This window comes from Thioalkalivibrio sp. ALJ16, assembly GCF_000377345.1.
In the GTDB taxonomy this organism is placed as follows: Bacteria; Pseudomonadota; Gammaproteobacteria; order Ectothiorhodospirales; family Ectothiorhodospiraceae; genus Thioalkalivibrio.
Genome location: NZ_KB898039.1, coordinates 137,483 through 161,341, shown reverse-complemented (window position 1 = coordinate 161,341; position 23,859 = coordinate 137,483). Strand labels below are relative to the sequence as shown.

At 65.9% G+C, this 23,859-nt stretch carries 14 protein-coding genes; 6 read left to right on the top strand and 8 right to left on the bottom strand.

The window, feature by feature from the left end:
• The first annotated feature begins 141 nt into the window (after positions 1-141).
• Genes D000_RS0104365 through D000_RS0104355 form a run of 3 tightly spaced genes read left to right on the top strand, consistent with a single transcriptional unit; the run spans position 142 to position 4,369 of the window.
• Positions 142-1,542, top strand: coding sequence for an MBL fold metallo-hydrolase RNA specificity domain-containing protein (locus D000_RS0104365; protein WP_018872337.1), 1,401 nt, complete (start codon positions 142-144; stop codon positions 1,540-1,542).
• 21 nt (positions 1,543-1,563) lie between these two features.
• A complete protein-coding gene (locus tag D000_RS0104360; protein WP_018872336.1) occupies positions 1,564-3,234 on the top strand; it encodes a Na/Pi cotransporter family protein in 1,671 nt (556 codons plus the stop codon).
• Positions 3,235-3,265: 31 nt separating this feature from the next.
• Positions 3,266-4,369, top strand: coding sequence for an RNA ligase (locus tag D000_RS0104355; RefSeq protein WP_018872335.1), 1,104 nt, complete (start codon positions 3,266-3,268; stop codon positions 4,367-4,369).
• 88 nt (positions 4,370-4,457) lie between these two features.
• Here D000_RS0104355 and D000_RS0104350 read toward each other — a convergent pair whose 3' ends face one another.
• On the bottom strand, positions 4,458-5,057 hold the full coding sequence (locus D000_RS0104350) for an RNA ligase partner protein (protein WP_018872334.1): 600 nt from the start codon (positions 5,055-5,057) through the stop codon (positions 4,458-4,460).
• Positions 5,058-5,185: 128 nt separating this feature from the next.
• Between D000_RS0104350 and D000_RS0104345 the strand changes: the two genes are divergently transcribed.
• Entirely contained in the window at positions 5,186-6,037 is an 852-nt protein-coding gene (locus D000_RS0104345; RefSeq protein ID WP_018872333.1) for an HDOD domain-containing protein, read from the top strand.
• Positions 6,038-6,090: 53 nt separating this feature from the next.
• Positions 6,091-6,672, top strand: a complete 582-nt coding sequence (locus tag D000_RS0104340) for a BLUF domain-containing protein (protein ID WP_018872332.1) — start codon at positions 6,091-6,093, stop codon at positions 6,670-6,672.
• 357 nt (positions 6,673-7,029) lie between these two features.
• On the opposite strand, the gene D000_RS0104335 is transcribed toward D000_RS0104340, so the two are convergent.
• The 7 genes from D000_RS0104335 to guaB all read right to left on the bottom strand — a co-directional run bounded on the left by D000_RS0104335 (position 7,030) and on the right by guaB (position 22,897).
• On the bottom strand, positions 7,030-8,712 hold the full coding sequence (locus D000_RS0104335) for a diguanylate cyclase (RefSeq protein WP_018872331.1): 1,683 nt from the start codon (positions 8,710-8,712) through the stop codon (positions 7,030-7,032).
• On the bottom strand, positions 8,709-9,092 hold the full coding sequence (locus D000_RS0104330) for a response regulator (RefSeq protein WP_018872330.1): 384 nt from the start codon (positions 9,090-9,092) through the stop codon (positions 8,709-8,711). The genes D000_RS0104335 and D000_RS0104330 overlap by 4 nt, the downstream gene beginning before the upstream one ends.
• Positions 9,089-12,472 carry an ABC transporter substrate-binding protein gene (locus D000_RS0104325; RefSeq protein WP_255349407.1) on the bottom strand — a complete coding sequence of 1,128 codons (3,384 nt, stop codon included), beginning with the start codon at positions 12,470-12,472 and terminating at the stop codon, positions 9,089-9,091. The genes D000_RS0104330 and D000_RS0104325 overlap by 4 nt, the downstream gene beginning before the upstream one ends.
• Positions 12,469-15,666 carry a PAS domain S-box protein gene (locus D000_RS0104320; protein ID WP_020146389.1) on the bottom strand — a complete coding sequence of 1,066 codons (3,198 nt, stop codon included), beginning with the start codon at positions 15,664-15,666 and terminating at the stop codon, positions 12,469-12,471. The genes D000_RS0104325 and D000_RS0104320 overlap by 4 nt, the downstream gene beginning before the upstream one ends.
• A gap of 20 nt (positions 15,667-15,686) precedes the next feature.
• Positions 15,687-19,397, bottom strand: coding sequence for a PAS domain S-box protein (locus D000_RS0104315; RefSeq protein ID WP_081616635.1), 3,711 nt, complete (start codon positions 19,395-19,397; stop codon positions 15,687-15,689).
• A 394-nt stretch (positions 19,398-19,791) separates the two neighbouring features.
• Positions 19,792-21,369, bottom strand: coding sequence for a glutamine-hydrolyzing GMP synthase (gene guaA / locus D000_RS0104310; RefSeq protein WP_018872326.1), 1,578 nt, complete (start codon positions 21,367-21,369; stop codon positions 19,792-19,794).
• A gap of 67 nt (positions 21,370-21,436) precedes the next feature.
• Entirely contained in the window at positions 21,437-22,897 is a 1,461-nt protein-coding gene (gene guaB, locus D000_RS0104305) for an IMP dehydrogenase (RefSeq protein ID WP_018872325.1), read from the bottom strand.
• 191 nt (positions 22,898-23,088) lie between these two features.
• On the opposite strand from guaB, the gene D000_RS0104300 reads away from it, so the two are divergent.
• Positions 23,089-23,859 carry a DUF4197 domain-containing protein gene (locus tag D000_RS0104300; RefSeq protein WP_018872324.1) on the top strand — a complete coding sequence of 257 codons (771 nt, stop codon included), beginning with the start codon at positions 23,089-23,091 and terminating at the stop codon, positions 23,857-23,859.

Below are 23,859 nucleotides of genomic sequence, written 5' to 3'. Positions count from 1 at the left end.
CTCCATGACCCGGTTACAGGCTCGCCCGCGCCGGGATACGGGTCAACCCGGGCACACGGCAATCCGGACCCGGGTTGATCGGGATCAAGTCCCCGGCCGTTGCTTGCCCATTAACCCCGCGTCGCGCGTACACTTCACCATATGGCACAACTGACCTTTCAGGGGGCGACCGGCGAGGTCACCGGATCGCGTTATCTCCTCGAGACCGACGACGCCCGCATTTTGCTGGAATGCGGCATGTATCAGGGCAACAGCGATGCGGACGAGGCGAACCGCGCCCCGCTCGCCGAACTGGCGGAAAGCCTCGACGCGGTGGTGCTCTCGCACGGCCACCTCGACCACTCGGGGCTCCTGCCCAAGCTGGTGCGCGACGGCTACCGCGGTCCGATCTACTGCACGCCGGGCACCGAGGAGCTGCTCGAGATCATGCTCGAGGATGCCGCGTTCGTGATGAGCAAGGACATCGAGTGGGAGAACAAGTGGCGCCGGCGGGCGGACAAGCCGCTGGTGGAGCCGGTCTACGACATCGATGATGTCGCCACCACCCTCGGGCTGTGCGAGGCCGTGCCCTACGGCCAGGCGCGCAAGATCGCGGGCGGGATCGGCCTGACCTTCCGCGATGCCGGGCACATCCTCGGTTCCGCGATCGTGGATCTGATCGTGCCCTCCGGCGGGCGTGACCGGCACCTGGTGTTCTCGGGCGATCTCGGCAATGACGACGCCGTGCTGATGCACGAGCCCGCGCGCCCGGAACACGCCGACCACGTGCTGCTGGAAAGCACCTACGGCGACCGCGACCACCGCCCGATGGAAGAAACGGTCGAGGAGTTCGCGCAGGTGCTGGCCGAGGCCGACGAGAGCGGCGGCAACGTGCTGATCCCGGCCTTCGCGGTCGGCCGCACCCAGGAGATCCTTTACCACCTGAGCATGCTGCACCACGCCGGGCGCCTGCCGCAGCAGAAGGTCTTCCTCGACAGCCCGATGGCCATCAAGGTCACCGAGCTGTACACCCGCCTGCGGCGGACGCTGGACCCGGAGGACATGGACCGCCTGCATGAAGCCGCAAATGGGGATCCGGCGGCCTACCTGCCCGGGCTGCAGGTCTGCCGCTCGGTGGAAGAGTCCATGGCGATCAACCGCATCACCGGCGGCGCGATCATCATCGCCGGCTCCGGCATGTGCAATGGCGGGCGCATCCGTCACCACATGAAGTACAACCTGTGGCGGCGCGAGGCCCATCTGGTGATCGTCGGCTTCCAGGCCTCCGGTACACTCGGGCGGCGTCTGGTGGACGGCGCCGAGAAGGTCAAGCTGCTGGGCGACGAGGTCGCGGTGAACGCCAAGATCCACACCCTGGGCGGCTTTTCCGCCCACGCCGGGCGCAGCCAGCTGCTCGAATGGGCACGCGGCTTTCAGGACCAGCCGGTGTTCCATCTAGTCCACGGCGAGCCAGAGGCGCGCGAGGCCCTGGCCGCAGGCCTGCGCGACGAGCTGGGGGCCGAGGCGCATGTGCCCGCCTTCGGCGAGACCATCACCCTGTAACGCCGCACCCCCACAGCCGCGATGCCGGAGGCCGAAGCCGTCAGCACCTACGCCCTGATCGCCGGCTTCCTCGGCGGTCTCGGCCTGTTCCTGCTCGGCATGACGCTGCTGACCGACGGCCTGAAGACCGCCGGCGGCAAGGCGTTGCAGCACATCCTCGGGCAGTGGACCCGCACCCGGCCGCGCGCCCTCGCCTCGGGCATGGGCGTGACCGCGCTGGTGCAGTCCTCCAGCGCGGTCACGGTCGCCACCATCGGCTTCGCCAACGCCGGCCTGCTGACACTCGGTCAGTCGGTCTGGGTAATCTTCGGCTCCAACGTCGGCACCACCATGACCGGCTGGCTGGTCGCGCTGATCGGCTTCAACATCCGTATCGAGACCTTCGCCCTGCCGACGATCGGTATCGGTGCCCTGCTCTACCTGTTCATGAAGGCCGCGCGGCCGCGCTATCTGGGCCTGGCCCTGGCCGGCTTCGGCCTGCTGTTCTTCGGGATCGACGTGCTGCGCGAGGCCTTCGAGGGGCTCAGCGCGACCTTTGACCTCGGCGCGCTGGCGCGTCCCGGTTTCGTCGGACTCCTGATCATGGTCGGCATCGGGGCCTTGCTGACCGTGCTGATGCAGAGCTCCTCGGCCTCCATGGCCATGGCCCTGACCGCCGCCATGAGCGGCGCGGTGCCGCTGGAAGCCGCCGCCGCGGCCGTGATCGGCGCCAACCTCGGGACCACGGTCAAGGCGCTGCTGGTCGTGATCGGCGCGACCCCGAACGCCAAGCGTGTTGCAGCGGCCCATGTGATCTTCAACGGCCTGACGGCGATCGTCGCGCTACTGATCCTGCCCTGGTTCCTGGCCACAATCGCCTGGGTCTGGGGCAGCACCGGCGAGGCACCGGCCCCGGCGGTGCTGCTGGCGCTGTTCCACACTGCGTTCAACCTGCTCGGGGTGGCGCTGATGGTCCCGGTCGCCCCGCCGATGATCCGCTGGCTGCAGGGCCGCTTTCGCACCATCGAGGAAGACATCGCCCGGCCCCAGTATCTGGACCGCAGCAGTTCCGGGGTCCCGGATCTTGCCCTGCAGTCGCTGATCCAGGAGACCGAACGCCTGGGCGACATCGGCCACTCGATGGCACGCGAGGCCCTGCAGACCGCGCCGCCGGCGGCCGGCATCCTCGACCGCCGGCGCCTGGCCGCAGAACAGCTGACCCAGGCCATCGCCGACTTCGCGGCAAACACAGCCAACCACCCGATGCCGGAACAGGTCGGACACGGCATCGCCGAGGCCGTACGCATCGCCCGCTACCACCGCGAGGTCGCCATACTGGCCGACGACATCGCCGACCTGCGCCGCCAGTCCAGTGGCGAGGAGCGCCCGATCGTGACCGAACAACGCCGCGCCTGGCAGGAACAGGCGATCCGCGCCCTGGACCTGTGCAACCTGGAGGCGGACGATGGCGACAACGGCCATGATCTGGCCGCCGCCGAGGCCGTGGACACGGTGGAAACCACCTACGCCGAACTGAAGGCCGCCCTGCTACGCGAAGGAACCTTTGGCTCGCTGAGCATGGCCGAGATGGAACGCCAGCTGCGGATCATCAGCATGGCGCGGCGCCTGGTCACCCAGGCGGCCAAGGCGCGTCACCACACCGAGGCGCTGAAAGACCAGATCCTGGGACTGCGCAAGAGAAACACGGATTGATGTACACACTCGCGTTGGCAATGGAGAACGCATGATCGACCGGGACACGCTGCAGGACGCGATCGCGAACCACCGGGCCGAGGCCCTGACCTTTGACGGGCTGGAATACGCCCGGCTGCTGGAGCCGGTGAACCACTACCCCCGGGGCTCCGTGGTGCTGCCGGACGGTGCGGTGGTGCCCGGCTACCCGGCCATCGGACGGATCCAGTCACTGGCGGCCGGCTTGCCGCGCCAGTTCGAGCAGCCGTTCTGGGCGGAGGAGAAGATCGACGGCTTCAACGTGCGCATCCTGCGCCGGGAGGGCCGGGTCTACGCCTTCAGTCGGGGAGGATTTGTGTGCGCCTTCAGCACCGATCGGGTGCCCGATTTCGTGGACCTCGGGGTGTTCGACGCCGAGCCCGACCTGGTGCTGTGCGCGGAGATCGCCGGACCGGACACCCCCTATCTGGAAGGCTCCACGCCGCGCGTCGCACAGGATGTCGGCCTGTTCGTGTTCGACCTGATGCGGCTCGGCCGCCCCGGATTCGTGCCGCAGGACGAGAAATTCGCCCTGATGCAGCGCCACCAGCTACCCCCGGCACCCCTGCACGGACGCTTCACGCCCGCGGACAGCGCAGCCCTCGGGCAGCTGATTCGGCAACTGGATGCGGAAGGGGCCGAGGGGCTGGTGCTGAAGACCGCGGACGGCCAGCACCGCGCCAAGTACGTGGCCGGAGGCTCCTGCATCAACGACATCCGCGTGTGTTCCGAGCAGCTGCTGGACCTGCCGCCGGAGTACTTCACCAATCGCCTGACCCGCCTGGCGGTGTTCCTCGCGGAGCACCCGCCCGGCGAACGTGCCGCCGTGGAACGGGAACTGGGCGAGGCCCTGCTGTCCGGGCTGGCGACCGCGGTGGACAAGAGCCGGAGCGAGGGGCGCGTCGGCCATACCTACCGCTGCCGCTTCCGCGAGCGCGCGGGGGCACAGCGCTTTATCGACCACATGCAGGCAACCGGCGGGCGCCACGTGCGTTTCCTGCCGAACACCCCGCGTCAGGAAGAAAGCGGCTACTGGCTGCTGGAGTTCGAACGCCTGTTCGATCGCATCACCGGCACCCTGGCCTCGGCCCTGGCGGGTGACCGGCAATACGACTGAGCCCTTCACCTGCGAGCAGGCTCCTGCAAAGTAGAACCTGCAGGAGCCTGCTCGCAGGTGAACACGGGAAAGCCCCCGACTTGCGGCCTCAGGCGCCGCCCGGACCGGGGATGCCCGACTCGGAGAGGTTTTCCATGACCCGCCGCAGGTAGTCGGCCGTGACCAGCTTGATCCCCATGCGGTTGCCCAGCTTGCGCATGCCCTCGTCGGCGCTGGCCAGTTCGGCATCCAGCTCCATCGCCAGCAGCACGGCATCGACATCCTCGCGCGAGTCCACCAGGCCCTTGCGCATGGCCTCGCGGAAGCGCTCGCGCAGCTGCGTGATCAGCTCCGGGCGCAGCGACTCGGCCGCCCCCGCCTGCCGCGTGTGTTCCTCGGCGATGCGCAGGCCGCGATCGATGCGCGTGCGTACCTCGTCGATGAACTCGTAGAGGATGTCGCTCGGCAGGGTCAGCGCAAAGCGACGCGGCGAGCGCACCCACACAACGGTCTCGAAGTCGGCCGCCAGGGCCTCGAGGTCGCGCATGCCGCGAAACTCCTCGTACACCGACAGCGGCATGTAGAACTCGGCGGGACAGTGCCGGGCCAGGGTGAGAAAGGTCCGCAGGATGTCCTCCGGGTCCTCGCCGAACTGCCCGGCCACATGCGGGTTGGTGAAGACACTGGTATCGAGCACGAATCGGCGCATGGAGGACCTCCTGTCGGCTGTCTTCATCTTCGGCAGGGCCGGCCAGCCCGTCAACCAGCGCGGCACGGACGCGCGCGGTACGTATGGCATAATCGGCGCATCTACGCCCACCCGGACATGGAACGCCCTTGGCCACCCGAGCGGAAGTCGAAAAGTTTCTCGAACGCCTGCGTCAGGACCTCGAACGCCATCAGATCGAGATCCCGACCCTGCCCGACGTGTCGGTGCAGGCGCTGTTCATTACGCAGGACGAGTCCAGTTCCATCGTCGATCTGGTCAATCTGATCTCGCGCGATACCGCGCTCGCCGCGCGGCTGGTCCGGCATGCGAACAGCCCGGCGTACCGCGGGTTGACCCGCTGCGCGACCATCCGCTCGGCGGTGACGCGCCTGGGCATGGAACGTGCCCGCCAGACCATCATTGCGCTGTCGATGAAGGAGGTCTTCCAGAGCGGCAACGAGGCCATTCGTGTACGCATGGAGACGCTGTGGAACCACAGCCTGGAGGTGGCCATCATCAGCTACCTGCTGGCCCGCCGCCACCCGCACCTGGACCCGGATACCGCTCTGCTTGCCGGCCTGGTCCACGACATCGGCATGATCCCGATCCTGCGCCGCGCGGAGAAGACACCCGAGATCTACGAGGACCCGCGCGCGTTGCAGGCGGCCGCGGATGCCGCGCATGTCGCGATCGGTCGGGCCATGTTGAAGAACTGGAACTTCGAGCCCGAGATCATCCGGGCCGTCGGCGAACACGAGAACCTCAAGCGCGAGCCGGAGGAAGGCGAGCCGGTCAACTACAGCGACATCCTGCAGGCCGCCAATATCGAGAGCTACAGCTCCACGAACCACCGCCTCGCCAGCATCGACCGCAGATCGGTGGCCGCCATTCGCCGCCTGGCCGCCAAGCCCGGCAGCACCGTGCTGAACTGGGAGGACGACGCGATCGGTCTGGAACACGTGAATCAGATCATCGAGTGAACCAGCCCTCAGGCGGATGGTCTTCTACCTGACTTCTCAGGGAGGATCCCCGCATGGCCGCCATTCTTCAGCTCGTCTACGCGTCGCGCGCAACTTTCCCCGACCACAAGTCCAGCCAGGGCATCGAGCCCGAGGTCAGTCGCATCCTGATGCAGTCGCGGCAGAACAACCCGCGCCAGGGGATCGTCGGCGCGCTGTACTACGGCGACGGGCATTTCTTCCAGTGCCTGGAGGGCGAACCCGAGGCCGTGCGCGACACCCTGGAGCGGATCCGGCGTGACGATCGCCACGAGGAGGTCCGGATATTGCGCGAGCAACCGCTGGATGCTCCAGGTTTCGGCGAATGGTCGATGAAATACGTCCCGGCAGCGGGGGACGTCCGTCAGCTGCTACAGCGCTTTGGCCAGCGCCAGTTCGACCCCTTCGCCTTCGACGATGACCGTATCGACGCGATGCTGGACCTGCTGCGTCAGGGCCGGGACAACGCACCCGGCGAGGGAGCGGGGTCGACGGGCCGCAAGACGCAGAACGCCACGCGGGGCAGCGACCGCGCGCTGTTCGGGATCGGCCTGGTCGCGGTGGCGATCGTGCTCGGCGTGATCGGAGCCGCGACCTACCTGCTCGTCACGTCGTAGAGGCCTCGTATCGCAACATACCGGCAGGCCGGCCCACCGCCTTCAACAATCCGTGACTTAAGGAAACACTAATTTATGTGCACGCTCGCGCTCGAGTCGCCTCTGCGTGCGAACAAGGCGCAGCGACTGCCGTGCAGTCATTCTGCGCAAGGGAGCCGAAACGCTGTGCGCGCGCCCGTTCTTGATAACAACGGGCGGCCAAACCCCTTCGGGGTTGGCACCTCAGGTTCCTCGATCCTGCGTTGCGGCCAGAATCCGTCAAAAACGGGCCGATAGAACCACTACCGATTGCGCACCGCCCTTTGTATCGGAAAACCCGGGGTGCCAACGCGAGTGTGTACACTAATCAGTGTTTCGCTAATGTGCGGGCACCGGGAACGCCTGCTCGGTTTGATCGCGCCCACCCCGCTTGGCCCGGTAGAGCGCCTCGTCGGCAGCGACCAGTAGATCAGGACCATCCTCCTCGGGATAGTCAGCCGAACACACCATGCCGATCGAGATAGTGCAGCCGAAGCGATCGTCCCGATGGTTGAAATTCAGAGCAGCAAAGTTACGGCGGATATCCTCGAGCACCCGCCGGGCATTCTCCGCGTCGCATTCCGGCAGCACCGCGACGAACTCCTCCCCGCCATAGCGGCCGATGATGTCGGACTGGCGCAGGCGCTGCCGCAGCAGGGTCGCGATCGACATAATCACCACATCTCCCACGGCATGCCCGTAGGCATCGTTGACCCTCTTGAAGTGGTCGATGTCGAGCATCGCCAACGTAACGGGTCGCCCGATCCGGCGAGCGCGCAACACCTCCCGACTAGCGGCCTCCTTGATGCTGGCGTGCTTGAGCAGTCCAGTCAGACTGTCCTTGCTGATCCGCTCCTCCAGCTGGCGTGCGCGCGCGATCCGCGAGCGAGCGGCGGCCACCAGTTGCACGTCGGAAATCGGCTTGGTCAGGAAGTCGTCCGCGCCCCGACCCATGGCCTCGATCTGACGCTCGATATCGGTTTCCGCCGACAGATACACGATCGGCAGATGGATGTAGGCCTCGTGCTGGCGAATCAGCCCCGCCAGGTCGGTGCCCGCGTATTCGGGCATATACAGATCCATCAGCACCAGTTCCGGCCGGAACGCGGCGATCGTATCCATGATCTCGCGCGGCGCATCCAGCACTCGGGCCTCCATCCCGGCGGCGGTCAGTACCAGCCGCATATGCTCGGCAAGATCGGCGTCGTCGTCCACGATCAGCACCCGTTGCGCCGGCGCATGACGCTCCTCGAAGATCTGCGAGATACGATTGACCAGCCGGGGCACATCCAGCGGTTTCAGGAAATACCCCTGCGCGCCCAGCTGTACCGCGCGCACACGTGACGGAAAGTCGTCTTTGTCGGAGAGAAAGATCAACGGGCAGCCCAACGCCTGCAGATCGGGGCAGTCCACCAGCCTTGCGGTTGCATTTTCACGGCCCTCGTCCAGCATCACGTCGATCAGCAGCAGATCCGGTTGCTCACCCTTCACCGCACGCTTGAGCGCATCAATGCCGTCGAACACTCGAACCGCATAATTGAAAGACTGGAGTTGCTGCCCGAGTTGCCCGGCCAGTTCCGCATCGTCTTCGACCAGCCATACCTTCAGGACACGGTCCACAGCGGGTCGAGTCTCGGGGAGCACACCCGCATCCGGTTGTTCCGAGGGCTCCATCGATTGGGCGGGTACGGTGCGGGAGAGTCCTGCGATCTCGTCCGCCAGCCACTGACGACTCGCAGCATCCAGTGCCAGCGCCTTCGCCCCAAGCCAGCTGCCGATCCGCTGCTCCAGCACACGCGCGGCGGCACTCAACTCCGCACAGCCGAAACTGCCCCCGCTGCCGGCCAGCTTGTGCAGACGCTGTTGCAGTTCGTCCAGCACCTCGCGGTCCTGCTCTTTCCCGGCCAACCGGCCCTGCAGAGCACTCAGTGCAGCCAGCTCATCCGGCAGGTGTTCCAGATACCGAGCACGCAGTTGTGCCAGGCGGTCTTTCAAGGCCTGCTCGGCGTCAGCACTTGTCATGCCGCCCCATCCCAGACCTGCCGCACCTGGTCGGAAAGCGTCATGGGATCGAACGGTTTGGGGATCACGTCGCGCGCCCCCAGCGACTTGTAGTGTGCGATCTCGGAGGGCTGCACCTTGGCAGTCATGAAGGCCACCGGCACCTCGGCCAGCGCCGGAATACCTCGCAGGGCCTCCAGGGTCGTTGGTCCATCCATCCCGGGCATCATCACATCCAGCAGGATCATGTCGGGTGCAAAGGTCTCCGCCTCACGCACGGCCTCCTCGCCCGAGGAGCAGACCTTGACCGTAAAACCGCCGACCGTCTCCAGCGCGAGCCTCGCCACGGCCTGGATGTCGGGCTCGTCTTCCACGTACAGAATGCGTTGCAGGGTGCTCATGCGTCCCTCCCTTTGGTTTTGAATGATCGGATGCGGCTGCCGAGGGCGTCGATCAGCTCGCGCGGCGATACCTGCGACTTGAGCAGCACCGCCTCGACCCTGTGCGCCTCGTCCGCGGTCGTGTCGGCGCCGGAGAAGATGACGACGCGCGCATCGGGCTGGCGCGCGCGGATGTCCGGCAACAGGTCCCAGCCGGAGCCGTCCGGCAGGCCGATGTCGAGAATCACCACCTCGAAGCGCTCCAGCGCCACGCGGGCGCGGGCTTCGCGGAGCGTCCTGGCCTGCTCGAAATCGAAACGCTCGCCGACCATGGTGCGTACCACCTGGTACAGGTCGTCGTCATCCTCCACGTGCAGCACGCGCGGATGCTGCGCACTGGTCCGGGAAACCAGGCGCTCCAACACGGCCAGCAGCCGGTGCTCGTCGATCGGCTTGGCCAGCCACTCGATGGCGGAGAAGTCGCCGTTGATCGCCAGCCGCCCCTCTTCCATCTTGGCCGACACCACCACGATGGGCAGGTCTGCCGTTTCCTGCCGCTGGCGCACCTGGCGGATGATTTCCAGGCCGCTGATGTCGGGCAGCATCAGGTCCAGGCTCAGGGCGTCGTACGCCGTTTTTTGCACGGCCGCCAGCGCGTCCTGCCCGGTGAGCGCGATGTCGACGCGATATCCGGCGCGGGTGAGCATCAGGTTCAGCAGTTGCGCGACGTCCGGCTCGTCTTCCACCACCAGGATGCGCGGCGCATCCGCATCGGCAAGTGCGCCGGGGACGGCCGGCTGGGCCACCGCCGCCAGCGGCAGTTCGATCCAGAAGGTCGCGCCCGCGCCTTCAACCGAATCGAACCCGATCGCCCCGCCCATGCGTTCGACCAGCTCGCGGGTGATGGCCAGGCCGAGGCCGGTGCCGCCCTTCTGGCGCGTGTCCGAGGCGTCGGCCTGCGCGAATTTTTCGAAAATATGGCTTTGGAAGGCCTCGGGAATGCCGGGGCCGTGGTCGCGTACGCTCACGCGCGCCCGCGCCGCGTCGCATGCCACGGCCACGTCCACCGTGCCGCCCTCGGGCGAGAACTTGATGGCGTTCGACAGCAGATTGGCCAGCACCTGCATCAGCCGCTGGCTGTCCACCCGCACCTCGGTGTGCGCCGCCTCGCCCGCGAGCACCAGCGCCACCCGGCGTTCCGCGCCGTAGGTGCGGTGGCTGTCCAGGGCCTGCTGGATAAGGGGCAGCAGCGGCTGCACCTGCATCTCGAAATGCAGCTTGCCGGCGGCGATCTTCTCCATGTCGAGCAGATCGTTGATGAGGTGGGTAAGGCGCTGGCTGTTCTTGTTGGCGATGGCGATCATCTCCCGCGCCTGCTCCGGCAGTGCGCCCAGCGCGCCGCCGGCGATCAGCCCCAGCGCGCCGGAGATGGAGGTCAGCGGTGTGCGCAGCTCGTGGCTCACGGTGGAGATGAACTCGCTCTTCATGCGCTCGACGCGCTTGCGCTCGGTGATGTCGCGCACCATGCCCACGTACAGGGGCTGCCCCTGGCGGGTCACTTCGGATATGGCCAGCTCCATCGGGAACAGGCTGCCATCGCGGCGCCGGCCATCCACCTCGCGGCCGATGCCGATGATGCGCGCCACGCCGGTGGCCTGGTAGTTGCGCAGGTAGCTGTCGTGGGCCTCGCGGTGCGGGCTGGGCATGAGCATGCTCACGTTGCGGCCGATTGCCGCGTCGGCGGCATGGCCGAAAATCTGCTCGGCCGCCGGGTTGAACGACTGGATGACGCCGTTCCCGTCGATGGTGATGATGCCATCGACCATGTTATCGAGAATCGTCTGCGTGTGATGGACTTGTTCCGCCAGGGCGGTTTCGGCCCGCTTGCGGTCGGTAATGTCGGTGTAGACGCCAAGCCAGACCTCACCCTGCACCGGGTGGGTGAAGGTACTGAATGAAGCCCGACAGTAGAGTTCGGTGCCATTCTGGTGCCGCTGTCGCAGTTCCCCTTCCCAGGCGCCATGGTGCAGGATGCTGGCGGCGACATCCTCCAGCCGACTGGCGCCAGATTCGCGACCAGGCGGGCCGAGCTGCTGCCACGTCGTGTTGACCAGTCCGCCACGCTCGTATCCGAACATCTTCTCGGCGCCGGCATTGGCGTAGATGACTGTCTGGCTGCCCGAATCGATGAGCAACACCCCGCCCTGCATCTGCTCCAGCATTCGCGCCTGCAGTCGAATATCGTCCTCCAGGGTGGCGTGGCTGCTGATTTTCTGGTGACGGTAGCGCTCGGGAATCACCGGTGGCTGTAGTTCGAATGCCTGGATGATGTCGAAGACACCCTCGCGGTTGCATCGGGTCAGATAGCAGTTGACCGCGGCATGCTGGGTCTCCGGGTCCATCACCACGCTGCCCTGTGGCGCCGTCACGCGGACGGTCTTGAGTGCGTCGACCAGCGCCTCGGGATCGGTGCTGCCGGCGGCATTGGCTGCCGTGGCAAATGCCTTCACACAGACATAGGCGCCTTCGCTGAAGTTGGTGAGAGTGCCATTGCCGTGCGGCCAGATGCCATTGACACCGGGCATCTGTGCAAGCCGCTCCATGAAATTACGATTGGCATCGCTGTCAACACTCATGAAATAGGTGTTGCTGGAGTACAGGCCCTCACGCACCTGTGGCGGCAGCTTGCTCGCCATCATCTCGTCGTAGTGCCCCATGACCACTGCAATACCTGACTTGAGTCCACGCTCGGAAAAGCGCGTAAGCAGGTTGATCTGGTCGGCTCCGGCAAAGTACGGCACAAAGACGTCCGGAGCAGCCGCCGCAACAACATCGAGCAGGCGATCGATCTCCTCTACGGCCACGCCGAGGTCGCGGTATTCCTCACCCAGTGATTCACCGCCGCACTTCGCCAACGCGTCCTTGGCGGCTGCAATGGAGCCGCGGGGCCATTCGTAGTTGTTGCCGGCAAAGAAAAACCGGGGGCCGTACTGCTCCCGCATGTAGGGGATCATGCGGTCGATCTGCTGATTGGGCAGGGCGGCGAAGTGGAAGAAATAGCGGCTATCGATACTGCCTTCGTGGAAAGAAAAATTGAGCTGCGGAACCCCGTTCGGTTCGGCCACGCGATAGGCGACGGCGATACGGGAGTTGGACAGCAGGTTGCCAATGATGGCGGCGCAGCCATGCTGCTTGACCAGTTTTTCCGCTGCGGCGACCGCGCTCTCCGGCAAACTGCCGTCATCCTCGACCACAAGCTCCAGTGGCCGGCCCAGCACACCGCCCTGTTCGTTGATCTCGGCACAGGCGATCTCGGCGGCGCGGAGGATTTCTGGTCCGTATATGCTGACCAGGCCGGTCAGTGGCGGCATCAGGCCGAGCCTTACGCTCTCCTCATTCACTGGGCACCCCCATGCTTGCCCCGGCCCTGCCCGGTCAGTGGCAAGTCGAACCAGAACGTCGCCCCCGCGTCCGGCACGGAGTCGAACCCGACCTCGCCGCCCATGCGCTCCACCAGCTCCCGGGTGATCGCCAGTCCCAGGCCGCTTCCGCCCTTCTGGCGGGTGTCGGAGGCATCGGCCTGGGAAAACTTCTGGAAGATGCGTTCGCGGAACGCCTCCGGGATCCCGGGGCCGTGATCGATCACCGAGACGCGCACCCGGGCGCCGTCATGCTCCACCGCCACCCGCACCTCCTCACCCTCCGGCGAGAACTTGGCTGCGTTGGAGAGCAGATTGGCCAGCATCTGCTGCAGGCGGTCGGCATCCACCTCGACCCGGACCCCGTCATCCTCCGCATCCAGCATCAGGTGCACCCCGTACTGGGCGGCATAGCTCTGGTTGCTGCGCACAGCCTGCTCCAGTAACGGGAACAGCGGCTGCTCTTGCATCTCGAAGCGCATCTTGCCGGCCACCAGCTTTTCCATGTCCAGCAGGTCGTTGATCAACAGCGTCAGACGCTGGCTGTTGCGCTGGGCAATCGTGACCATTTCGCCCACCTCGCCGGGCAGTTCGCCAAGCGCGCCGCTGGCAATCATCCCAAGGGCTCCCGAGATCGATGTCAGTGGCGTACGCAGTTCGTGGCTCACCGTGGAAACGAACTCGTTCTTCATGCGCTCCACCCGCTTGCGTTCGGTGATGTCACGCACAACCCCCACATAGAGGGGCTCGCCGTGTTGCGTGACCTCCGATACAGCAAGTTCCATCGGGAACACGGTTCCATCCTTGCGACGCCCCTGCAGTTCCCTGCTGGTGCCAATCACCCGCCGGTTGCCAGTGGCCTGATAATTACGCAGGTATACGTCATGGCTCTCACGATCAGGCCCGGTCATCAACACGCTTACATTGCGACCGGCAACCTCACGGGGCGTATACCCGAAGATGCGACTTGCACCCGGATTGAACGACTGGATCAACCCATCGCGATCGATCGTAATGATCCCGTCTACGATGTTATCGATGATCGTCTGCGTGCGAAGCGCCTGCTCCGCCAGGGCTCGCTCCGCCTCTATACGCTCGGTTACGTCTTCGTTCACGCCAATCGCCCGCACGACCACACCTGCCGCATCGGTTATCGCCTGTGCCATAGCGCGAATATGACGTGTCGCCCCATCGCCCCGGAGAATTCGGAACGTGAACTCGCGGGGTATCCCGGGACGTTCAAGGATAGTTTCGAGGCTGGCTTCTGCGTGCTCCAAGTCTTCGGGCAGCAAGGCGCGCCTCCAGTCATCGGCATGGTGACCAAAATCGCGGGGTAACACGCCGTAAAGACGGAACATCCCGGAATCCCAGTCAAGCCGCCCGCTGGTCAGGTTCAAATCCCATACACCCAGATGCGCCGCCTCGGTCGCCAGCGTCAACTGCTGGGTGGCATCCCGGAAGCGTTTTTCGCTCTCGCGCAGGGCCTGTTCGGCGGCCTTGCGCTCGGTGATGTCCTCGGCGATACCCAGGTAGCCGCTGATATTTCCCTGTTTGTCGGTCTGGGGGGTCACCGTCAGGGAAACGGGAATGCGCATGCCGTCCTTGCGCACAAAGGTCCATTCCCGGGTTTCCGCTCCCTCGCGATCCGCGATCTCGACGAAGGCCCGAAAGCCATCGATCGTTCGTTCACTGGCAGCGCTCAATTGCGCCGCGCGCGCTGCGATCTCCTCCGGCACATGGAACAGGACGGGTGACTGCTGGCCCACCATTTCGTCGGCAGCATAGCCCGTCATCTTTTCCGCACCCGGATTGAACAGGGTGATCAGACCATCGCGGTCGGTCACCACAATTGCGAATTCCGACGCCGCCGCCAGAACCGCCTGTAACTGATCGGCGGTCTGCGCAAGCTCCGCAGTGCGCGTCTGCACCTCGGACTCGAGTTCGCTGCGCGCCTGCGCCTGCTGGCGGAAACTGGCCACCAGCTGCCGCGACATCTCGCGCAGGGTCCTGGCCAGGCCGTCGTATTCGAGAATCCGGCTTTCCGGCAGTTCCGGCGAACGCCCCGCGGCAATGTCCGAACTCAGCCCTGCACTGACCGCATCCAGCTTGCGCAAGGGACGGCTGATGGCATAACTCAAGGCGGCCGAGACCAGGATGGCCAGGGCCACGATCACCGTCAGGAGGGCAAACAACTCCACGCGCTGCTGCTCCAGCGCCCGGACCACCGGTGCCGCCGGCATCTCCGCATACACCTGCTCGATATCCGGCACGAGGCCCACCGGCGCTGCAACGAAGTAGGCCCCCTGCCCCCAGCGACCCACAGCCGACATTGAACCGTCCGGCAACCAGATCGAAAGCTCGCGATCCAGGGTCTCCACCTGGCCATCCGACGCCTCCAGCACGCTGCGGACGTCGCCCCGACTGGCCAGCACCCGACCTTCCGGGGACACAATCGCAAGCCCCAGATCCTCGCGCGTCTGCACCCGCCGCAGATGGTAGTCATACCGGACCCGGCCCTCGCGGTAATCGCTCGCGAGCCGTTCGGACAGACTCTCGGCGCGTTCCTGCAGGCGCTCGACCATGAAGGCCTCCTGCTCGTCGCGCTGCTGATAGCTCTGGTGCAGGATCGGGGCCAGCCCGGCCAGCAGGGTGACCGGGAGCATCGCGTGGAACAACAGGCTCGCCAGCGAAGGCCTGCCCAGTCGGGAGGCCTGCTCGCCGCGCCGCAACAACCGCCAAAACATCACCAACAGGCTGGCGATCAGCGTGTTGAACAGCGCGTTCACCGCCTGCTTCAGGGCGATCATGGTGGTGGGTTCCCAGTCCATCCCGATCAAGCCGCGATAGAACAGCAACACCAGCGGAACCCCGATCACCAGCCAGTACAGCAGGTCGGCCACCACCACGTTGTACAGCCAGCGCCGGTAAACGAGGCCCACTACCAGTGCCTCGATCACGAACACCACCATCGGATACGGAACGCCCCACAGGACCAAGGTGTAGAGTCCCCCGGCGATCGCGACAATCACCGCGGGCAGCGTCCCCAACAGCAGCACCGCGAGCATCACCGCGATCGATCCGAAGATGAAGTCCAGACCGAACAGCAGCGGCAGATGGAAGAAATTGCCGGCCACCGCCAGCAGGGCCAGCGCCAACGTCGCAAGCCCGCGCTCCACCGAGCCTGACCACTGCTGCCTCATCCGCGGGCCCCCTCACGGTGGCATCCCAGTTCAAACCAGAAAGTCGCCCCCGCGTCCGGCACGGAGTCGAACCCGACCTCACCGCCCATGCGCTCCACCAGCTCCCGGGTGATCGCCAGCCCCAGGCCGCTACCACCCTTCTGGCGGGTGTCGGAGGCATCGGCCTGGGAAAACTTCTGGAAGATGCGTTCGCGGAACGCCTCCGGGATCCCGGGGCCGTGATCGATCACCGAGACGCGCACTCGGGCGCCGTCACGCTCCACCGCCACCCGCACCTCCTCACCCTCCGGCGAAAACTTGGCTGCGTTGGAGAGCAGATTGGCCAGCACCTGCTGCAGGCGGTCGGCATCCACCTCGACCCGGACCCCGTCGTCCTCCGCATCCAGCATCAGGTGCACCCCGTACTGGTCGGCATAGCTCTGGTTGCTGCGCACAGCCTGCTCCAGCAACGGGAACAGCGGCTGCTCTTGCATCTCGAAGCGCATCTTGCCGGCCACCAGCTTTTCCATGTCCAGCAGGTCGTTGATCAGCAGCCCCAGGCGCTTGCTGTTCTTGTGGGCAATCTCCAGCATCTCCTGCATCCGCTCCGGCAACGCTCCTGCCGCCCCGCCCGTCAGCAGGCCCAGGGCTCCGGAGATGGACGTGAGCGGCGTGCGCAGCTCGTGGCTGACGGTGGAGATAAACTCGTTTTTCATGCGCTCGATGCGCTTGCGCTCGGAGATATCCTCGATGATGGACCAGATCAGTTTGCGACCGGACTTGTCGTGCACGACCATTCCGTTGAGCAGCACGGGATACCGGGTGCCATCCTTGCGGATGTATTCCTTCTCGTAGGGGCCGTAACGGCCCGTCTGTTCCATGCTCTCCAGTTGCTGCGCTTCCTGCGCTGCGTACTCCCGGGGCGTGACATCCCAGTAGCTGAGTGCAACGAACTCCTCGCGGGTATAACCGGTCGGGCGCAACAGGGCCGCGTTGAGATCCACAAACGTCCCGGTCTCGTAATCGTTCAGCGCGATCCCCACCGGTGAGAGCTCGAACAGCCCCCGCAGGCGGGCCTCGCTGTCCGCGACGGCCAGCTCGGCCTCCTTTTCATCCGTGATATCCCGAATATATCCGTGCCACAGCGTACTACCGTCGTCGAGGGGCTCGGGCGAGGCGTGACCCTGCACCCACCCCACGCGACCATCATCCCGCAGGGTGCGATACTCGCAATGCCAGTTGCTCAGTTCCCGCCGCGACCGTTCGATGGACTGCGCCACCCGATCCCGGTCCTTCGGGTGCAGACTGCGGAACACCATGCTGGCATCCTCGCGTGCCGCCTCTGCGCTGATGCCGTAGATATCCTGGATGCCGGGGCTGCTGTACGGGAAGGCCATGCGGCCGTCCGGCCACTGCCGATACTGATACACCATCCCCGGGACCAGTGAGATCAGCTTCTTCAACTGCTCGTGCGACTGTTCCCGCTCCAGGCTCGCGGCCACCCAGCGCCCCAACAGACGCACGAACATGCGTTCACCCTCGCTGAACGCGGCCGGTCTGGGGTGCGCCGACGAAAAGTTCAGGGTGCCAAAGCGCTGCCCCTCAACCTCCAGCACGACACCGATGTAGGCTTCCAGGCCGAAGTCCGCGTAACACGGGTGGCCCTGGTGCTTGGACGCGCCCATGTGCTCGATCGTCAGCAGGTCGTTGTGCGCAAGGGTCAGCGCACAGTAGGTACGCCCGAGCGCAAAGCGCTGACCACGCTCGAGGGGGGCGCCAGCCGGCGCGACGAACGCCCGCACCGTATAGTCGTCGCCGCGGATCCGACTGACGATGCCCAGTTCCAGCCCCAGAAAGTTGGCCCCCATTTGTAGCGCGCGCTCGAGCTGGTCATCGAGGTCCAGCGCCACCAGGGATGCAATCTCGTTTAGCGCCGCGAACGCGTCCAGCTGGCGCTGATGCTGTTCACGATGTTCCCGTTCCCGGGTCGCATCGAGGATGAAGCCGTCGAGGTAGCGCACTCGGCCATCCGGATCACGAATGGCGGAGCCCCGTTCCTGGGCCCAGCGGATACTGCCGTCACGATGCCAAATACGGTATTCAACGGACCAGTCGTCGCCGGCGCTCAAGGCCTGTTCCACCGCATCCTGGACTCGCGCCTGATCATCCTCGTGGATCACGCTGGCGTAACTGCGCACGGCATTGTCGATGAAGTCGCTGGCAGGATAGCCCGACAGCGTATCCACCTGGTCGCTCATGTAGAGCATGGTCCAGTCCGCATCCAGCAGGCAGCGATAGGTGATTCCGGGGATATTGTCGACCAGCGAGCGGAACTGTTGCTCGCTCTCGCGGATCCGTTCGGCATCCTCGCGTTCCCGGGTCACATCGGACTCGATCGCGATGAACCCCTGCAACACCCCCTGCTCGTCGCGCAATGGGGTGCAGTGGATCCGCACCCAGTACGGGTGGCCGTCGATGTGGTAGTTCAACAGCTCTTCAACGAATGGTTCGCCCCGCGCCAGCGCCCCACCGATCCGGGCTACCGTCTCCGGATCGGTCCCGGCACCCTGCAACAGTTCACTCGGCTGGCGGCCAAGCATTGCGTCCAGGGTGTAGCCACTCAAGCGGGTAAAGCCGTCGTTAATCCACTCGACCCGGCCGTCGGCGTCGGTAATGATCACGCCATTGGTCGTCTCGCTCGCCACCCGGGACAGCCGCGCCCGCTCCAACTGGCCCGCCCGGTAACGACGACGAGTGCGAGCCGCATCCACCAACTGCCCCAGCGTGGCGAGCAGCGGCTGCAGAAACTCCACCAGTTCCGGGTCGTAGCCACCCGGACGGTTGGCGATCCCCAGCACGGCGATCCGCTCGCCCCCGTGCTCGATGGGTATCCCCAGAAAGGCCTTGAGCGGCGGATGTCCTTCGGGCAAGCCCCCGCTGCGCGGGTCTCCGGCGGGGTCATTGGCAATCACCGGCCCCGCGCCGGTCAGGGCCGCGCCGAACAGGGTCTCCAGGTTGTGAAACTCCAGCCCCTGGGGTGCGTTGGCCGCATAGAAGGCGCGGGTCGCGTCATCCCAGGCGATATTGGTGATGGCACTGGTCTTGAGGTAAGGCGAACCTTCAGGCGTGTGCAGCACCTCTCCGATAAAGCCGTATTCGCTGTGGGTCAGCTCGAGGGTATCCGCAAGCAGTCCGTCAAAGACCTGCCCACGGTCCTGATCGGCATCGCGAATAAACGCCGACTGCGCACGGGTAATCACCTCGCCAAGCTGCCGCAGATCCCCCAGCGCATTGGCAAGCGCCCGCTGTTCGGTGGAGTCGATTTCCGCCGCGACCGCATCGGCGAGGTCACGCAGGGAGCGTCGCTCGTCCTCGCTCAACTGCCGCGGCTGGCCGTCGATCAGGCAAAGCGTCCCGATCCGGTAACCGTCGGAGGTTGTCAGTGGTGCACCGGCGTAGAACCGGATCTGCGGCTCCCCGGTCACCAGTGGGTTGTCGGCAAACCGGGCGTCCGCGCGCGCATCGGGAATCTCGAAGATATCGCCCCCGAGAATCGTATGCCCGCAAAAGGAGATATCACGCCCGGTCTCCGCCACCTCGAGACCCTGCCGCGACTTGAACCACTGCCGGTCCTCGTCCACCAGCGAAACCAGCGCGATGGACACCCCGAACATCCGCCGCGCCAGACGCGTGAGTCGGTCGAACCGCTCCTCAGCCGCGGTATCCAACAGCCCTCGAGCCCGCAGTGCTCGCAGCCGCTCTTTTTCGTTGCCGGGACAGGGAGGCGTTTTCAACGGAATTGGACCACGCACGATTCGGGGATACCCGATATTGCCACGTCCAACTTTCTGCCCCAACTAAGGAGACGCTGATTTAATCGCACGTCCGCGCTCGAGCCGCTTTTGCGTGCGAACAAGGCGCGGTGACTGCCGTGCAGTCATTCTGCACAGGGGAGCCGCAACGCCGTGCGCGCGCCCGTTTTCGACAATAACGGGCGGGTAGAACCACTACCCGCTGCACGACGCGCATTGTCTCGGAACGCTTTTTCTCGAAAAACCGGGGGGCACCAACGCGGACGTGCGATTAAATCAGCGTCTCCCTAAGAGGCGCCGTCCGGGAGGACTATTCCCACTCGATGGTGGCCGGAGGCTTGCCGGAGATGTCGTAGGTCACGCGTGAGATACCGGGGATCTCGTTGATGATGCGGCGCGAGACGTGGTCGAGGAAGTCATACGGCAGGTGGGCCCAGCGGGCGGTCATGAAGTCGATGGTCTCCACCGCGCGCAGCGCGACCACGTAGTCGTAGCGCCGGCCGTCGCCCATCACCCCGACCGACTTCACCGGCAGGAACACCGCAAACGCCTGCGAGGTCTTGTCGTACAGATCGGCCTTGCGCAGTTCCTCGATGAAGATCGCATCGGCGCGGCGCAGCAGATCGGCGTATTCCTTCTTCACCGCACCGAGGATGCGAACACCCAACCCCGGTCCCGGGAACGGGTGGCGATAGACCATCTCGGTGGGCAGGCCCAGCTCCACGCCGATCTTGCGCACCTCGTCCTTGAACAGCTCGCGCAGCGGCTCCACCAGTCCCAGCTTCATGTTCTCCGGCAGCCCGCCCACGTTGTGGTGTGATTTGATCACATGCGCCTTGCCGGTCTTCGAGTCGGCCGACTCGATCACGTCCGGGTAGATCGTGCCCTGGGCCAGCCACTGCACGTTGTTCAGCTTCGCGGCCTCCTCGTCGAACACGTCGATGAACAGCCCGCCGATGACCTTGCGCTTGGCCTCCGGGTCCTCGACCCCGGCCAGCGCACTCATGAAGCGCTCCTCGGCATCCACACGGATCACGTTCACGCCCATGTGGCGGGCGAAGGTCGCCATCACCTGGTCACCCTCGCCCTCGCGCAGCAGCCCGGTATCCACGAACACGCAGGTCAGCTGGTCACCGATCGCCTTGTGCAGCAGCGCCCCGACCACCGAGGAGTCCACCCCGCCGGACAGACCCAACACCACATGGTCGTCCCCGACCTGTTCGCGCACCCGCGCGGCCATGTCGTCGATGATGTTGTCGGCGGTCCACAGTGCCTCGCAGCCGCAGATCTCGTGCAGGAAGCGTTCGATGATGCGCTGGCCCTGGGTCGTATGCGTGACCTCGGGGTGGAACTGCACGCCGTAGAAGCCGCGATCCGGGTCGGCCATACCGGCGATCGGCGCGGAATCGGTGGAGGCCATTAGGCGGAAGCCCTCCGGCAGCTCGGTCACGTGGTCGCCATGCGACATCCACACGTCCAGCAGGCCGTAGCCCTCCGGTGTGGTGTGATCCTCGATATCGCGCAAAAGCGGCGTATGGCCGCGGGCACGCACCTGGGCATAACCGAACTCGCGGCGCTTGGACGGCTCGACCCGCCCGCCCAGCTGCGCGGCCATGGTCTGCATGCCGTAGCAGATGCCCAGCACCGGCACGCCCAGCTCGAACACCGCATCCTCGGCGCGCGGCGGCTGGTCGATATTCACCGACTCCGGACCGCCGGAAAGGATAATGCCGGTGGGGTTGAACGCGCGGATATCTGCCGCCGGCATGTCCCAGGCATGCACCTCGGAGTAGACCCCGGCCTCGCGCACGCGGCGGGCAATCAGCTGGGTGTACTGGGAGCCGAAGTCCAGCACCAGAATGCGGTGGGCGTGAAGATCCTGGGTCATGAGGTCATCCGCTGTACCGGCCGGACGGCCGGTGGGTGTCGGGGGATACCCGGCCGTGGCGGCCGAGTCAGTCCATTCGGTAGTTCGGGGCTTCCTTGGTGATCGCCACGTCGTGCACATGGCTCTCGCGCATGCCCGCGGCGGTCACGCGCACGAAGTGCGGCTTGCTGCGCATCTCCTCGATGTCGTGCGCGCCGACATAGCCCATGGATGAGCGCAGCCCGCCCATCAGCTGGTAGATGATCGCGACGATCGAGCCCTTGTACGGCACGCGGCCCTCGATACCCTCGGGCACGAACTTGTCGGCGGAGCTGTTCGGGTCCTGGAAGTAGCGATCCGAGGAACCCTGCTGCATCGCGCCCAGCGAGCCCATGCCGCGGTAAATCTTGTAGGAGCGGCCCTGATAGAGCTCGACCTCGCCCGGGGCCTCCTCGGTGCCGGCGAACATCGAGCCCAGCATCACGCAGTTGGCGCCGGCGGCAATGGCCTTGGCCAGGTCGCCGGAGAAACGCACGCCACCATCCGCGATCAGCGGCACGCCGGTGCCCTGCAGCGCCTCGGCGACATCGGCAATGGCGGTGATCTGCGGCACGCCCACACCGGCCACGATGCGGGTGGTGCAGATCGAGCCCGGCCCGATCCCGACCTTCACGCCATCGGCCCCGGCCGCGACCAGGTCCTTCGCGGCGGCGGCGGTGGCAATATTGCCGCCGACCACCTGCACATCCGGATAGTGCTTCTTCACCCAGGCCACGCGATCCAGCACGCCCTGCGAATGGCCGTGCGCGGTGTCCACCACCAGCACGTCCACCCCGGCCTCAACCAGCGCGGCCACGCGCTCGTCGGTACCGGCACCCACGCCGACCGCCGCGCCCACGCGCAGGCGACCGCGGTCGTCCTTGCAGGCATGCGGGTGTTCGGTGGACTTCTGGATGTCCTTGACGGTAATCATGCCGCGCAGCTGGAAGTCGTCGTTGACCACCAGCACCTTCTCGATCCGATGCTTGTGCAGCAGCTCCAGCACGTGTCCCCGATCCGCACCCTCGGGCACGGTCACCAGGCGCTCGCGCGGGGTCATGATCTCGGTGACCGGGGCCTCCATGCGGGTCTCGAAACGCAGGTCGCGGGAAGTCACGATGCCGACCAGGTCGTTGCCGTCCACCACCGGCACGCCGGAGATGTGATTGGCCTCGGTCAGCTCCACCACCTGGCCGATGGTGGCGCCCGGGCCGATGGTGATCGGCTCGCTGATCACGCCGCTTTCGTATTTCTTGACCTGCCGGACCTCGGCCGCCTGGGCCTCGATGGACATGTTCTTGTGCACGATGCCGAGCCCGCCTTCCTGGGCCATCGCGATCGCCAGGCGCGCCTCGGTGACGGTATCCATCGCGGCCGATACCACCGGGGCGGACAACGAGATGCCCCGGGTGATCTTCGTGGTCAGGTCGACATCACGCGGCACGACGTTCGAATGCCCCGGGATCAGCAGTACATCATCAAACGTAAGGGCTTCACCGAGTATCCGCATGTACCACTCCAGGCCAGGCCCGCCGGGAGAGAGGAGAAGATGTCCCGGGGGCGGATAAATAGCCCGTCAGTATAGAATTCGGGCCCTTCCGCGACAAGCCAGCGCACGCGCGCAATGGACGCTGCGCAGACGCCCGCACGGCACCCTGATAGGATGCCCAGTCACCCGCAAACCCCGTCAGTCGAGACACCATGCCCGAGCGCGCGCCACAGGCCCGCATCACCCGCCGCCGCATGCTGGCCCTGTTGCTGGCGCCGGGCCTTGCCCTGGATTCCACCAGCGCGCAGGCAGAATGGTGGCGTTTCGGCCATGAGATGTTCCGCACACTGCTCACGCGCCCCCCGGAATTTTCAGGGCTGTCCACCGCGGAGCTGATCGAGGCAGTGCACGAGGCCCTGGTCATCGCCACCCATTCGGCCTCCGAGACGCTCAGCCGACGCAACGGCTTCTACGGCAACCCGGACGTGCGCATCCCGCTGCCCGAGGTCCTTGCCACCACCCGGCGTTCCCTCGGCCGACTCGGCATGGAGGCCCCGCTGGGCACCCTGGAACTGCGCATGAACCGCGCTGCCGAGGGCGCTGTGTGGGATGCCCGCGAGCCCTTCATCCGCGCCATCTTCGCGCTCGATCTGGAGGATGCCCGCGGCATCCTGCTCGGTGGCGAGGACGCGGCGACCCGGCATCTCGAACAGGAGATGCGCCCACGCCTGACCGAGGCGATGCGGGAGCCGGTCACCGCCAGTCTGGATGCGGTCGAGGCCCTGAGCTCGTACCACAATCTGGAATCGCAGATGCGCGACATCCCGTTCCTCGCCAACGTCCGCCTGGACCTGGTGGGGCATGTGCTGGAACACACCATGAATGGCCTGTTCCACGCGATGGCCGAAGAGGAGGCGCGGCTGCGGATCGACCCCGTGGGCCGCGGCACGGATGTCTTCCAGCGCGTCTTCGCCCGCCTCTGA

Bases quoted from the DNA above. Each gene is read 5' to 3' on its own strand.
- D000_RS0104350 (WP_018872334.1), bottom strand. From the start codon at position 5,057: ATGCGCCGATTCGTGCTCGATACCAGTGTCTTCACCAACCCGCATGTG.
- D000_RS0104360 (WP_018872336.1), top strand. From the start codon at position 1,564: ATGCCGGAGGCCGAAGCCGTCAGCACCTACGCCCTGATCGCCGGCTTC.
- D000_RS0104365 (WP_018872337.1), top strand. From the start codon at position 142: ATGGCACAACTGACCTTTCAGGGGGCGACCGGCGAGGTCACCGGATCG.
- D000_RS0104300 (WP_018872324.1), top strand. From the start codon at position 23,089: ATGCCCGAGCGCGCGCCACAGGCCCGCATCACCCGCCGCCGCATGCTG.
- guaB (WP_018872325.1), bottom strand. From the start codon at position 22,897: ATGCGGATACTCGGTGAAGCCCTTACGTTTGATGATGTACTGCTGATC.
- D000_RS0104340 (WP_018872332.1), top strand. From the start codon at position 6,091: ATGGCCGCCATTCTTCAGCTCGTCTACGCGTCGCGCGCAACTTTCCCC.
- guaA (WP_018872326.1), bottom strand. From the start codon at position 21,369: ATGACCCAGGATCTTCACGCCCACCGCATTCTGGTGCTGGACTTCGGC.
- D000_RS0104335 (WP_018872331.1), bottom strand. From the start codon at position 8,712: ATGACAAGTGCTGACGCCGAGCAGGCCTTGAAAGACCGCCTGGCACAA.
- D000_RS0104355 (WP_018872335.1), top strand. From the start codon at position 3,266: ATGATCGACCGGGACACGCTGCAGGACGCGATCGCGAACCACCGGGCC.
- D000_RS0104330 (WP_018872330.1), bottom strand. From the start codon at position 9,092: ATGAGCACCCTGCAACGCATTCTGTACGTGGAAGACGAGCCCGACATC.